The 13,016-nt window shown below is 63.7% G+C and carries 9 protein-coding genes; all 9 read right to left on the reverse strand.

Features of this window, described 5'->3' with window-relative positions:
- Nucleotides 1–110: 110 nt before the first annotated feature.
- Entirely contained in the window at nt 111–704 is a 594-nt protein-coding gene (locus tag ODQ19_RS27615; protein ID WP_330211791.1) for a glutathione S-transferase, read from the reverse strand.
- Nucleotides 701–4,339 (reverse strand): AAA family ATPase, encoded by a 3,639-nt coding sequence (locus ODQ19_RS27620; RefSeq protein ID WP_330211792.1) that lies wholly within the window; start codon nt 4,337–4,339, stop codon nt 701–703. Before ODQ19_RS27620 ends, ODQ19_RS27615 begins: the two co-directional genes overlap by 4 nt.
- On the reverse strand, nt 4,336–5,577 hold the full coding sequence (locus tag ODQ19_RS27625; RefSeq protein ID WP_330211793.1) for an exonuclease SbcCD subunit D C-terminal domain-containing protein: 1,242 nt from the start codon (nt 5,575–5,577) through the stop codon (nt 4,336–4,338). Before ODQ19_RS27625 ends, ODQ19_RS27620 begins: the two co-directional genes overlap by 4 nt.
- Nucleotides 5,578–6,011: 434 nt before the next feature.
- Nucleotides 6,012–7,652, reverse strand: coding sequence for a BatD family protein (locus ODQ19_RS27630; RefSeq protein WP_330211794.1), 1,641 nt, complete (start codon nt 7,650–7,652; stop codon nt 6,012–6,014).
- Entirely contained in the window at nt 7,649–9,388 is a 1,740-nt protein-coding gene (locus ODQ19_RS27635; RefSeq protein ID WP_330211795.1) for a tetratricopeptide repeat protein, read from the reverse strand. The genes ODQ19_RS27630 and ODQ19_RS27635 overlap by 4 nt, the downstream gene beginning before the upstream one ends.
- Nucleotides 9,385–10,473 carry a vWA domain-containing protein gene (locus tag ODQ19_RS27640; RefSeq protein WP_330211796.1) on the reverse strand — a complete coding sequence of 363 codons (1,089 nt, stop codon included), beginning with the start codon at nt 10,471–10,473 and terminating at the stop codon, nt 9,385–9,387. Before ODQ19_RS27640 ends, ODQ19_RS27635 begins: the two co-directional genes overlap by 4 nt.
- Entirely contained in the window at nt 10,466–10,960 is a 495-nt protein-coding gene (locus tag ODQ19_RS27645) for a DUF4381 domain-containing protein (protein ID WP_330211797.1), read from the reverse strand. Before ODQ19_RS27645 ends, ODQ19_RS27640 begins: the two co-directional genes overlap by 8 nt.
- Entirely contained in the window at nt 10,957–11,889 is a 933-nt protein-coding gene (locus ODQ19_RS27650) for a DUF58 domain-containing protein (protein WP_034126021.1), read from the reverse strand. The genes ODQ19_RS27645 and ODQ19_RS27650 overlap by 4 nt, the downstream gene beginning before the upstream one ends.
- 5 nt (nt 11,890–11,894) lie before the next feature.
- Nucleotides 11,895–12,854: an AAA family ATPase gene (locus tag ODQ19_RS27655; RefSeq protein ID WP_020301524.1), complete on the reverse strand. Its 960-nt coding sequence runs from the start codon at nt 12,852–12,854 to the stop codon at nt 11,895–11,897.
- Nucleotides 12,855–13,016: the final 162 nt, after the last annotated feature.

Raw genomic sequence — 13,016 nt, forward strand, 5'->3', positions numbered from 1 at the left:
GCGGCTCGCTTCGCATTGTGGTTACCAGGGGGGCAGCACATTCGACATCTCTGTCGATTGAACGGACACCATCGCAGGCAAGCCAGCTCCCACAGTTGGTTGGGTTGGCCTCAGGGTTTTGCCATCACCGCCATAAACAACGGTGAATCCATAAATCGTTGCAGCCAGGCCTGCAAACGCCGATACGGCGTGCTCGCAAACCACTCCCGATCCACATGGGCAAACTGGCGTACAAACGGCATCAGCGCCGCATCTGCCAGGCTCAGGTGATCGGCGAGCAGGTACTCACGGTCTGCCAACAATGTTTCCAGTTTCTGTAAGAACACTTCACCCTCGGCCCGATAATGCTCCATCGATTGCTCCGGGTAGCGTTCGGCGTACTTGTATCGATTCAAATGATGCTTGAACACCTGATCATTCTCGGCAATCAACGCCAGCACCCCAGGGTCACCTTGCAGCAGCCAATCATCGGGATCGTGCTGCGCCAGCGCCCACTCCATGATCTGCAGGCTTTCTTCGATCACGCGCCCTTCGATGTTCAACACCGGCACCGTGCCCTTGGGCGACAGCGCGAGCATCTCGGCTGGCTTGGCTTTCAAGCTGACTTCGACAATGCTCACCGCCACGCCGGAATAACGCAACGCCAGCCGCGCCCGCATTGCATAGGGGCAGCGCCGGAACGAATACAGCAGCGCTTCGCTCACTTGACCTCCAACGTGCTCAGGCCATTGCCCTGGCGCTGGACTTGGATCTGCACCGGGATGCGTTCATGCATTTCCTGTACGTGGGAGATCACCGCCACCTTGCGGCCCTGGGCCTGCAAACCGTCCAGGGCGTCCATCGCCAATTGCAACGACTCCGGATCAAGGCTACCAAAGCCTTCGTCGATAAACAGCGACTCGATCTTCAAGGTGCTCGACGCCATCGAGGCCAGCCCCAACGCCAGTGCCAATGACACCAGGAAGGTTTCGCCACCGGACAGCGAGTGTACCGAGCGCAGTTCATCGCCCATCTCTGTGTCCATCACCAACAGCCCGAGCATGCTGCCGCCGCGTTTGAGCCGATAGCGGCGTACCAGTTGGCGCAGTTGCACGTTGGCATGGTGTACCAGCAAGTCAAGGTTGTAGGCCTGGGCGATCTTGCGGAAGGTGTCGCCGGTGGCCGAGCCGATCAGCGCATTCAGGCGTGCCCAGCGCTGCCACTGCTCGTAAGCCTTGGCGATCTGTTCGGCCAGGGCCTGGTTGGCATTCTGGCGGCGCTGGTCTTCGGCCTGGCGTGCGCGCAGTTCGGCGCAGTGTTTCTCACCCTCAAGCAGCTGCTGGTCAAGCGTTGCCAGGGTGGCGTCCAACTGCTCGGCCTCCAGGTTGCCGTTGTGCAGGGCCTGGTGTTCGGCCAGGCGCTGTTCGCGCTCGTGCAGCAGAACCTTGGCTTGCTCGACGGCCTTTTCGCTGCTGTGCAGGTGCTGGCGCAACTGCGCGACCTGGGCTTCATCAAGGGCTAAGAGGCGCGCCAGGTCCTGGTCATCCAGTTCGGGGTGCAGGGCGCGCCATTCGCCGATGCGTGTCGCAAGGGCGTGCTGCTCCGCTTCCACTGCCTGCTGGCGTTGCTGCTGGGCCTTGAGGTCGGCGGCCAGCTGTACTTGGGCCGTGTGCACCGCGTGCAGTTCCTGGTTGGCGTCGGTCTCGCTTTGCCGGGACTGGGTGACGGCTTGCTCCAGCTGCTGTTGCCAGTGCCCGGCGCTGGGGTGGTCCCCTAGCAAGGCGCGGAGTTTTTCCTGGACGGCGTGTTGCTGGTCGGCCAGCTCTGCGACTTGCAGATTCAAGGCGTCGAGTTGCTGCTGGCGATGCTGTTGGTGGGTGTGTTGTTTCTCGATGGCCTGTTGGCGCTCCTGCTGCTCGGCCTGCTCATCGCGTTGATGGCCTAACTGCTCAAGGCGCTGGCTGACCTGCTGGTCGAGCTGCATGAAGGTCGCCGCAGGCGCGCTGCGCAAACCCTCCAGCGTCTCGGCGGGCAACAGGCTGGCGAAGGCGCCGAGTTCCGCCTCCAGGCGTTCGCGGTCGCCGGCCAGTTGCCTTTGTTGGTCCACGAACAATTGCCGGGCTTGCTGGCTGGATTCTTGGGCCGCTTGCAATTGTTGCTGCAAGCGCCCGGCGTTCTGTTGCAGGTTGAGCAGGGCGCCCTGGCGTTGTTCGTCCTGGCTGATGCTTTGGCTCAATTGGGCCAATTGCTGGGCCAGCCAAGGGCTGCGCTTGGCGGCGTCCTGGGCGAACAGCGAAGCAGACAGTGGGTGGGCTTGCAGGCTCGGTGCCAACCCCTGCTGCTGCGTGGCCAACTGTTCCTGTTGTTGCAGAAACTCTTTTTGCTGAGCGATCAGGCCGCCCACTTCACCGCGCAGTTCGGTGAGTTTTTCCTTGAGGCTGTCGACGACTTTCTGCGCTGCCGCCTCTTCACTTTCATCATGGCGGCCCAGGCTTTGCAGCAGAGCCTCGGGCTGGTGGTAGGGGTGTTCGTGGCTACCGCACACCGGGCAGGGTTGGTCATCCTGCAACTGCTCGCGTAATTCCTCGACGCTTGCACTGCGGGCCAGGCGTTGGCGTTCCAGCAGTTGCTTGGTCACCGCCAGGGTTTGTTCGGCAACGGTGAGTTCGGCCTTGGTTTGCAGGCCGATCTGGTTCAGTTGTTCGCGTTTTTGCGCGGCCTCGGCGAGTTTTTGCGTCAGCGCACCCGCCTGTTGGTCCAGCTGTTGCTGGCTGTCCCACAAGCGGGCCAGGTCTTCGAAGGCGCGCTGTTGCTTGCGGTTGTCTTGCAGCAGGCTGGCCAGCAATTGGATTTGTTCGGCCACCGCATGCGGTTCGGCACCGGCCTCGTGGTAGAGCAAATCCAGGGCTTCGCGCTGTAGGGTGAACTGTTCGGCCGCGGCGCTCGCGCGCTGTTCGAGTTGCCCCAGCTCGGCCTGGCCTTGGTTGAGGCGATTGCCGATCAGCACCAGTTGTTGCAGGCGGTCACGGTAGGCGTTCCAGGCATCGCTCAGCGGGGCGAGGGCGGCGCTGTGCTCAAGTTCGGTGGCCAGGCGTTGCAGACGCTCGGTGACTTGGGCCTGCGTGTGTTGCAAACCGTCGAGCAGGGCCTGGCCTTCGGTACAGGCGCTTTCGTGCTGGTGTTTTTCCTCGTTGCGCTTGGCCAGTTCGCGGCTCACGTGGGCGAGGGTGTTTTGCTCTTCGATAGCCTGGCGCAGCAGGGGCGCGGCGTCGGCCTGGTGTTTCAGGGCCTCGGCCAGTGCTGCCTGGGCGGCCACTTGCTGGTGTTGCGCCTGTTCCTGACGGGTGTGCAGGGCGGTTTGTTGCTCGAGGTGCTGCGCAATTTGTGCCGCCAGCGGCGTCAGCAAGGTGCCGAGCTCTGCCTGGCGCAGGAAGTGATGGCGTTGCGGTGCCAACTGCTCCAGAAGGTTCAGGTCCTGGCGTTGCTGGCCTTGGCTGGCCCAGGTCTGTTCGTCGCGTTGCAGTTGCTCCACTGCGTGTCGATGGCGCTCCTGCCATTCACGCAGCTCCTTGAGCCAGGTGTGCTGCAACTCCAGCTGCTTGAGCTGAGCTTGTTGGGTCTTGAGCTGCTGCTGGGCTTGGGCCAACTGTTGATCCAGCTCGGCGCGGGCTTCGGGGGCCAGGGGCACCACGCCGGTGGCTTGGTCCTGCAGCTGTTTGTGCGCATCCTTGGCCTCTTTGGCTTTATCGAACGCGCGGCGGCCGAGCTGGGTGTAGAGCGCGGTGTCGGTGAGCTTCTCCAGCAGCTCACTGCGCTCATTGTCATTGGCCTTGAGGAAGGCGCTGAACTCGCTTTGCGCCAGTAGCACCGCACGGGTGAACTGTTCGAAGTTCAGGCCCAGGGCCAATTCCAGCTGGGTCTTGTATTCGGTTTTCTGGCTGGCCAGCAGTTGGTCGCTGTCCAGGTCGATCAGGCTTTGCCGGCTGTTCTGCAACTTGCCGCTGGCCTTGTCACGGGCGCGGTTGGCCTCCCAGCGCGCACGGTAGCGACGGCCACTGACACCGACAAAATCCACCTCGGCATAGCCGCCACCTGTGCCGCGTCGAATCAGAGTGCGCGGGTCGCCGATGGAAATATCCGTGTCGGCGTCCGGCATCTTGGCCTGGCCGGTGTCACCCAGGCGCGGCACCGCGCCAAACAGCGCAAGGCACAACGCATCGAGCAGGGTACTTTTACCCGCGCCAGTCGGCCCGGTGATGGCGAACAGGCCCGCACTGGCCAGCGGCTCGGCGGTAAAGTCGATTTCGAACGGGCCCGCCAGAGAGGCGAGGTTTTTCAAGCGGATGGCGAGAATTTTCATGGCTGTTCGCCCTCCTGTTGCACTTCCTGGAGCAGCACGGCGAAGTCCTTCAAGGTCTGTTCATCCACTTCACTGCCGTAGCTGTCCTGCCAGGCGCGGCTGAACAACTCCTGGGGCGTGAGCTGGTCGAGTTCGATCAGTTGCGCATCGTCTGCCTCTGCGCTGCCGCGTGTGCCGGCATATTCGGTGGCGATACGCACCAGGCGCACGGCCTTGCCTTGCAACGCGGTTTCGATCTGTTGGCGCAGGTCCGGTTGCGGCTCGTCCAGGCGCACGCGCACTTCCAGCCAAGGGTGGCGCTGGGTTTCGGCAAGCAAGTCGATGTCGGGCAGCTCACCGAGTTGCTTGAGGATATCGGCCAGAGGCGCGGCTTCCAGGCGTTGCAGGTTGACGGAGCGGGGAATCAGGATCGGTTCGCAGCCCACCAGCCTTTCGCCCTGGAACGTCACGTCGAGAATCTGGTGTTTGTAGCCGATTTCGGAGAACGACAAGGGTATTGGCGAGCCGCTGTAACGAATGCGCTCCTCGCCATTGACCTTTTGCGGCTTGTGCAAATGGCCGAGGGCAACATAAGCAACGCTTCGGTCGAACAGTGTGGCGGGCAGCGCCTCGGCATTGCCGATGATCAAGCTGCGTTCGGAGTCTTCGGATACCGATCCACCGGCCATGTGTGCATGGCTGATGGCTATCAACGCCTGGCCTTTGTTGCGCTTGGCATTGGCGGCCGCGATCAGCCATTCATGCACTTGGCCGATGCCGCGCAGGTAATCATCGCCCAGCTGTGCGCCGGTGACTTCCGCCGGGCGCAGGAAGGGCAGTGCCAGGCACCAGGCGGCGATCTTGCCTTTGGCATTGGGCAGCGGGATCAGCAGGCGGTCGGCATCCAGTTGCCCGTCATCCAGCCACAGCACCCGGCCCAGGGCATGGGTGCGCAGGCGGCGCATCAGCGGGGCCGGCAGTTCGATGCGCGAACCGGAGTCATGGTTGCCGGCAATCATCACAATGGTCAGTGTCGGCTGTTGTTCGTGGGCGCTGATGATGAAGTCATACAAGCGCTCCTGGGCCTTGAGCGGCGGGTTGACCGTGTCGAAGATATCGCCGGCGATCAACAGCACATCCGGGCGCTGGGCCTTGAGTTGGCCCAGCAGCCATTCAAGGAAACAGGCGTGTTCGAAGTCGCGTTCCTGGCCGTGCAGGTTTTGCCCAAGGTGCCAGTCGGAGGTATGAAACAGACGCAAGGCGAACTCCGTGGAGAAGATGAAAAGGAGGGGAGTTTACCTGTAAAAGTGCACGCAGACTCATGGCCGACACGATCAGCGGAGTATGAGCTAGCCCTGATGGCTGATTGTAGGAGCGAGGGGGACGCCTAGTTCTTGCTCGCGAAAAACGTCAACGATAACGCGGGCTTCCTGGATAAACGCGGCGCCTGTGAGTTTTTCGCGAGCAAGCTCGCTCCTACAGGGGTTATGGGGCGTTAGTGGGGTTGGGTTGCAGGCAATCCAGCGCACGGTCGGCGAGGGTGCGGGCCATCTCGATCAGGCGATGCAGATCAACTGTGGGAGCTGGCTTGCCTGCGATGGCGGAGTATCAGCTAGCATATCTGCCGACTGTTACACCGCCATCGCGGGCAAGCCCGCTCCCACGGGGTTTTGTGGTGTTGGTTGAGGCTAGGTTACTTGGGGTAGAGCGGCGGCAAGCTGGTGGTGTCGGTCGCCGGGTCTTGCTCGCGTTCGGCCACGGGGATGGCTTTGATCGCACGCCACAGGTCATCACCCAACCAGTATTGGCCGCTTTCGCTGTACAACGCGCCATTCAAACCATCCAGGGCATCTGACAACGGCACAAACCGTGCGGCCATGTCGGCCAGGGTTTCGGGTTGTTGCCGCGCCCAGGCGTCGAGGGCCTGGCGGGTGGCGTGGGGGTCGTTGGCCTGGGTGGCGCGCTTGAGGTCGTCGAGCAGGGTGCGTGGGCTGGGGCCGGTCTGGGCGGCGCGTTGTACCGCCGGTTGCCGGCGTGCGCGCCACCACAGGCCAAAGCCCAGCAGGGTGGTGCAGGCCAGTATCAGTGTGCTCAGTTGCCACAGCCACAGGCGGTCATCGTCGGGGGCGGTGATGATGGTCGGTGTCGTGGGGGTGTCTACCACCAGGCTGGGGTTCACCGCCACTTGCACGGTGCGCGCCGGCAGGCTGGTGCGCTCCAGATGATCTTCGTGGGTGTTCCACCACACCACTTCCACCGCGGGCAACTCCAACTCGCCAGCGCGGGTCGGCACCAGGGCTTCGCGGTCTTCACGGCTGCCGGTCAGGCCGCGATCGCTGGTGCGATTAGCCATCACCGGTTGGTCGGGATAGCGGCGCAGGCCGTTGACCTCGGTGCCGGGCAGCGCCGGCAGCTGTGCGCTGGACAGGCCTTCGGCCTCCACGGTAAGGCTGCGGGTCAGGGAGTCGCCGACCTGCACGTGGTCGGGCGTGGGGTTCCAGCCTTCGTTCAAGGTGAGGCTGCGCGCGGGTAGCCAGGGGGAGTCGGCGGGGTAGGCGTCCGGTTTGGGTTTGACCGTCAAGGGCAGGGGCGCAGAGCTGACGTGAATCATCTTGCCCGGCTTGGTGCCCTGCAGGGTGTTTTCCTGGGGGGGGCGCGATTCCACCAGGGTGGCGCTGAAGGTCTGCGCCGAAATCACCACGGCGCCACTGTGTTGCGGGTAGAGGGCGTAGCGGGTTTCGATCACGCCATGGCGGATGCTGTTGATGACCTTTTCATAGGTGCGTGATTCGCCCAGTTGTTCGACACGTGCATCCGGTATCTGCAAGGGCGTGAGGCTGCTGTCGTCATACAGCGACACCGAGTGGTACACGCGCACGGTCAACAGTGCCTGGGCCTGCACGTACACGCTGGTCTGGTCGAGGTTGGCTTCGATGAACACCGGGGCCAGTTCGGCGCTGGTGTTCTGGCTGGCGCTTTCCACCACTTGCAGGGTGATCGGCTGGGTCTTGAGTGCGCCCACCTGCAGCGGCGGGATAACCACGTTGCCGTTCACCTTGGGCAGCAGGGTGATGATCCAGCGGGTGGTGGCGTGGTTGTCGCCGTCCAGCGTGGTGAGCTGGTTGATCTGGCGGGTGCCGCTGACTTCGAACTGCGCGTCCAGGGGCGACAGGTCGGGTTTGCCAAACTGGGTCACATCACTGGATTGCACCGTCAGCTCCACCGTTTCCCCGGAGTTGAGGCGGCTGCGGTCTACGCTGGCGACCAGGTCCGCCGCCTGGGCGTGGCCTGCCGACAACGCGAGCAGGAGCAAAAGGGTGGTGCGGCGGCTCATCGAGTGGTGTCCTGATGTTGTTGCTGTTCGTACCAGAATTTGCGGCGCAACAGCTCGCCGGGGTTGTCCGGGATCTCCTGCAACCATTGCTCCAGCGCTTGGCGGCGCTCGCCTTCCAGGCGCGTGTCGGCAGGGCGCAGTGGCGGCGTGGTGGTTTGCTCGTCACCCAGTTCGCTGCCTGGTACTTCATTGCCACCGGCCTGTGGCGGGGCGTTGGCCTGGGTTTCACCCGTGCCGGCTTCGCCCTGGCCGTGGGACGACTGCTCGCCACCCTGGGCCGTTTGTGCGCTGGCGCCCGGTTGCGCAGTTTGGCCGGGTTGGGCGGTTTCGTCATCTTCGTTTTTTGCAGGCGGGTCCGGCTCGGGCTGCGCTTGCTCCTGCATCAGGGTTTCAACCAAGGCTTTGTTTTTCAGCGCCGGTTGCAAATCGGGCTGGGCTTCCAGGGCTTGTTCATACGCATCGATGGCCGCTTCAAGTTCACCGGCCTTGGCCAGGGCATTGCCACGGTTGTAGTGGGAATAGGCGTCGCTGCCTTGGGCAAACCGCTTGATGGCCTCGGCGTAATTGCCGGCTTCATACAGCGCCACGCCTTGCCATTGCGGGTCCTGGAAGTGCTCGGCCGCTTCGGCCGGGCGTTTGTGCTTGAGCAGGTACTGACCTTGTTGGTCGGGGCGCAGCCACAGGTCCTGCAGCCCGAAGGCGTAGCTGGGTTGCGGCGCGCCCATCAGCAATAAGGGCAGGCAGAACAGCCAGCCGCGACGCCCGGCGCACGCTGCCAGCAGCAACAACGGCAAGAGCAGCCAGTAACCCTGGTCGGCCCAGCTGTCCAGGCGCAACCGTTGGCCGTCGTCGCGCAGGGTTTGGGCGCTGTCGAGCATGCCGAGTTGACGCAGGTCCTTGTCATCCAGGCGCGCCGCGCGGTAGCGGCCGCCCATTTCGCTGGCGAATGCCTTGAGGGTCGGGCTGTCGAGACGCGGCACCAGGATCGCGCCCTGGTCGTCCTTGAGGAATTCGCCGCTCTCCTGAGTCACCGGCGTGCCTTCGCGACTGCCGATGCCGAGGATCGACAACGTCGGAGCCTGGGCACTTTGCAGTTGCAGGCGGATGCCTTGGCGCTCTTGTTTGGACAGTGAGGAACCAATCAGCAGCAGGCGCCCCTGGCCAAGACCGCCTTGCTCGAGCAGCCCCAGGGCTTTTTCCACGGCCAGATCAGCACGATGGCCGGGCTCGGGCATGATCGACGGGCGCAGGGCTTCCAACAGGTTGCGGCTGGTGGCCAGGTCATCGGACAGCGGCACCAAGGTATGGGCGCTGCCGGCGTACACGATAATGGCTGTTTGCGCATCGGTGCGCGCTTGCAGCAAGTCATACAGCTTGCGCCGCGCCTGTTCCAGGCGGTTGGGCGGGCTGTCGGTGGCGAGCATTTGCGGGGTCAGTTCCAGCAACACCACCAAGGGGTCGGAAGGTTTCTGGCTGGCTTGTTCAACCCGTTGCCAACTGGGGCCCAGCAACGCCAGCACGGCCAACAGCCAGGCGATGCCAAGCACCACCCACGGCGATTTACTCTCGCGGCCATTGCCACCACTGAGCAACTCGGCATGGAACGCCGGCGGCAGGATCACCTGCCAGCGCCCGGCGCGCTTTTGCCGATGCCATAGCTGCCACAGCAACCAGCCAAGCAGGGGCAGCAGCAATAGCCACCAGGGGCGCAACCAGTGCGGCCACAGCGCAATCATCGACGCCTCCGCAAACGCAGGCGCTGCAAACGCTGGCGCCATTCAGGGTGCTGCTGCAAAAAGATGCCCTTGCTCGACAGTCTGTTGAAGCCTCGCTGCAAAGCGTTGTTCGGCCAGCGTTCTTGAATCACCAGCAACAGGCTCAACACCAACGCCAAGGCCAATGGGCCGCTGTACAGCGCCTGGGCCGGGCGGGCCTGGGTGGGTTGTTGCTCCACGGGCTCAAGGGTGTCGAGGGTGTCCTTGATCTTCAGCAGTTCCTCGCCGTCTCGGGCGCGGAAATACTGGCCGCCGGTGGCCTCGGCCAGTGCCTTGAGCGCCGGTTCGTCGAGGTCCAGGCTCGGGTTCACGCCAAGGATGCCCAGGGAGCCGGTTTGCTCGGGGTCGGCGCCGATGCCGATGGGGTAGATTTTCACGCCTTCCTCGGCCGCCAGGCGCGCAGCGGTCAACGGGTCGATCTGCCCGGCGTTGTTGGCGCCGTCAGTGATCAGGATTAACACGCGGCTTTGCGCCGGGCGCTGGCGCAGACGCTTGAGGGCCAGGCCGATGGCGTCGCCGATGGCGGTGTTCTTGCCGGCAATGCCGATGCGCGCTTCATCCAGCCAGGTGCGCACGGTGCGCCGATCAAAGGTCAGGGGCGCTTGCAGGTAGGCTTGGCTGCCGAACAGGATCAGGCCCACGCGGTCACCTTCACGCTCCTCCAGAAAGTCTCCCAGCAGGTGTTTGACCAGGGCCAGGCGGCTGACATCCTCGTCCTGCCAATGCATATCGGGAAAATCCATGGAGCCGGAGACATCCACCGCCACCAGCAAATCCCGGCCGCTGGCAGCAATCGGCAAAGGTTCGCCCAGCCATTGCGGGCGAGCGGCGGCGGTCAACAGCAGCAACCACAGCACCACGAAGGGGGCTTGCTGGCGCCAGCCGGGCAGATTGACGCGGGCACGGCGGCGGGCCAAGCCTTCGAGGTCGCTGAGGTAGCTGACTTTGAGCGCCGGTTCGCCGCTGTCGGCCACGGGCAGCACCAGGCGCATGACCCAGGGCAGTGGCAACAGGGCGAAGATCCACGGCCAGGCGAACTCAAACATGTTTGCGAATCCAGGTGTCGACGGCTTGGGTGAGGCCGGCGATGGCTTTGTCGTCGAGCTTGCATTCGGGTTTGTAGGCGCCTTCCACCAACACCATCCAGCGCGTCAGGCCGGCGGCGGGGCAGCGGTTGTCCAGGAAGGCCAGCCATTTGCGCCCGTTGAGGGTATGGCTCTGGCTATAAGGGTAGTCGTTACGGCACAGGCGCTTAAGCAGGCCGTTGAGTTGCTGCAACCAGGCGCCCGCAGGCGCACCGTCGTAGGGCTTGGGCATCAACGCCAGCTCGGCCAGGGCGGCGATACGCAACGGGTCCAGCGGTTGTTCGGCACGGGCCACGGGGCGGCGGGCGGGCAGGAAACGGCGCAGCCACCACAAGCCCCAACCGAGCAGTGGGATCACCAGCAGCAACAGCCACCAGCCCGGCGCAGGTGGCCAGAAGCCAATGGCGGGCGGGGCGATCAGGGGGTGCAGTTGGTCCAGGCTGCTCATGGTTTTTTAACCGGGCGTTGCGGGTTGAGGTATTCGCGCAGTTGCTCGACCATTTCACTCTGGGTGCTCAAGGGCATCAACAGCAGCCGCAGTTTCTGCGCGAGCAGTTCCCAACGGGCGATACGCGCTTCGGCCTGGGCCTTGTAGGCCTGGCGCAGGTCGATGTTCAGTGTGTCCAGTTCCAGTTGCGCGCCTCTTTGCGCGAAACGCAGCAGCCCGGCGGCGGGCAGGGCGTGGTCCAACGGGTCGGAGATCGGTAATAACAGCAGGTCGCAATGGCGCGCCAGCAGGCTCAGCTGTTGCTCGGCGCCTTCGGTGAGGGCGCGCTCATCGCAGATCACCACCACCAGGCTGCCCGGGCGCAGCACCTCGCGGCCACGGCGCAAGGCCATGCCCAGGGCGTCGGCTTCCGGCTGACGCTCGGTGTTCAGGCTCTGGTTGACCCGCACCAGCCGGTTAAGCAGTTGCAACAGGCTTTGCTTGCTGCGCCGTGGCTTGATCTCGTAGTGCTCGTTGTCGCCGAACACCAGCCCGCCCACCCGGTCGTTATGGCCCAGGGCGGCCCAACCGATCAGGCTGGCGGCCTGGGCGGCGAGCACCGACTTGAACATTTGCCCCGAGCCGAAAAACAGCCGGCAACTTTGCTCGACCATGATGAAAATCGGCCGTTCGCGCTCTTCGTGGAACAGCTTGGTGTGCGGCTCCTGGGTACGCGCCGTCACGCGCCAGTCGATGGTGCGCACGTCGTCGCCAGCCTGGTACACGCGCACCTGGTCGAAATCGACACCACGCCCGCGCAGCTTGGAGTGGTGCAGGCCAACCAGCGGGCTACGTTGACCAGGCGTGGAAAACAACTGCACCTCACGCACGCGGTGGCGCATCTCAATCAACTCACTGAGGGTTACGCGAATGCCATCGCTTGCGTTCATCGACTTCAAGCGACGGCAACGACGTCGAGAATGCGTTGCACCACGCGGTCCTGGTCGACACCGGCGGCTTCAGCCTCGAACGACAGGATGATGCGGTGACGCAGCACGTCGAACAGCACCGCCTGGATATCTTCCGGGCTCACAAAATCGCGGCCGGCCAGCCAGGCATGGGCACGGGCGCAACGGTCCAGGGCGATGGAACCACGGGGGCTGGCGCCGTAGGCGATCCACTCGGCCATTTCCGGGTCGAACTTGGCAGGGGTGCGCGTGGCCATCACCAGTTGCACCAGGTATTCCTCCACGGCATCGGCCATGTACAGGCCGAGGATTTCCTTGCGCGCTGCAAAGATGGCCTGCTGGCTGACCCGGCGCTCGGGCTTGGTTTCGCCATTCAATGCTTCGCCACGGGCTTGCTGCAGGATGCGGCGCTCGACGGCGGCGTCCGGGAAGCCGATCTTGACGTGCATCAGGAACCGGTCGAGCTGGGCTTCGGGCAACGGGTAGGTGCCTTCCTGCTCGATGGGATTTTGCGTGGCCATCACCAGGAACAGCGGCGACAGCTCGTAAGTGCTGCGGCCCACGCTGACCTGGCGCTCGGCCATGGCTTCGAGCAAGGCCGACTGCACCTTGGCCGGGGCACGGTTGATTTCGTCTGCGAGCACCAGGTTATGGAAGATCGGCCCCTGCTGGAATACGAAGCTGCCGGTTTCCGGGCGATAGATCTCGGTGCCTGTGATATCGGCGGGCAACAGGTCGGGGGTGAACTGGATACGATGGAACTGCGCTTCGATCCCTTCGGCCAACTCCTTGATCGCCTTGGTCTTGGCCAGCCCCGGTGCGCCTTCGACCAGCATATGGCCGTCAGCGAGCAGGGCGATCAGCAGGCGATCGATGAGTTTTTCCTGGCCGAGAATCTGCGTAGAAAGAAAGGTTCGCAGCGCAAGCAGCGCTTCACGATGTTCCATCGATGACGGTTCCTGGAAAAGATGAGCCTGGGTGTTGTGACAGAACACCGGGCCTGGGCGTTTACTTTAATGCATCGCGGGGTGCGGCGACTAACGGCTTGATGGGTATTTTTAGCAAAACGCATGGGATAGTAAGCGTCTGGGCAGGTAAAGCACGGTCAC

Origin of the sequence: Pseudomonas sp. AM4(2022), from assembly GCF_036346515.1 — a bacterium.
In the GTDB taxonomy this organism is placed as follows: domain Bacteria; phylum Pseudomonadota; class Gammaproteobacteria; order Pseudomonadales; family Pseudomonadaceae; genus Aquipseudomonas; species Aquipseudomonas paracarnis.